The sequence below is a fragment of the Rhodomicrobium sp. Az07 genome (assembly GCF_018619475.1).
In the GTDB taxonomy this organism is placed as follows: Bacteria; Pseudomonadota; Alphaproteobacteria; order Rhizobiales; family Rhodomicrobiaceae; genus Rhodomicrobium.
The window spans coordinates 1-312 of sequence record NZ_JAHFZG010000068.1; the positions used below are offsets into that span (position 1 = coordinate 1).

1 pseudogene is annotated in these 312 nt (G+C 58.3%); it reads left to right on the top strand.

Going from position 1 to position 312, the window contains the following annotated elements:
• Window positions 1-312, top strand: a pseudogene (locus tag KKP04_RS15360) (IS5/IS1182 family transposase); the annotation flags it as partial.

Here is a 312-nt window from a genome sequence, read left to right on the forward strand (position 1 = left end):
CATCATCTCATCGTTGCTCATGACGTCACGAACGCTGTCCATGACCGCCACCAGCTCTCCAGCATGGCCGGACAGGCCAAGGAAGCTCTTGGCGCCGAAGCCATCGAGGCCATCGCTGATCGCGGCTATTACGATGGCAAGGAAATTCTTGCCTGCGAGCAAGCAGGCGTGACGGCGTATGTGCCCAGGATTTCAACCTCAGGCGCCAAGGCCGAAGGGCGCTTTGGCAAGCAGGACTTCGTCTACAAGGCGAATGAGGATGTCTATCTTTGCCCCGCTGGCGAGCGCTTGACCTATCGCTACACGAACGAA